1 pseudogene is annotated in these 252 nt (G+C 56.3%); it reads right to left on the bottom strand.

The annotated features are described in order from the left end of the window. Nucleotides 1-252 (bottom strand): annotated as a pseudogene (locus tag SB764_RS42860) (polyphosphate kinase 2); the annotation flags it as partial.

Raw genomic sequence — 252 nt, 5'->3', positions numbered from 1 at the left:
GCCGATATCGAGCCAGAACTTGAACAGGTGAACGTCCTCGTGGACCAGCATCTTTTCGAGGCGCGGTGTTTCCTTGAGGAAGCGCTTGTGCTCTTCCGGGGTGCAAAAACCCATGACCGGCTCCACCCCGGCGCGGTTGTACCAGGAACGGTCAAATAGAACGAATTCGCCGGCTGTCGGAAAATGCGAGATATAACGCTGGAAATACCATTGCCCACGCTCGGTTTCCGTTGGTTTGGTCAGCGCCACGAC

Source organism: Paraburkholderia sp. SIMBA_027 (assembly GCF_046535315.1).
GTDB classification, from domain to species: Bacteria; Pseudomonadota; Gammaproteobacteria; order Burkholderiales; family Burkholderiaceae; genus Paraburkholderia; species Paraburkholderia tropica.
This window is presented reverse-complemented; position numbering and strand designations above follow the sequence as displayed.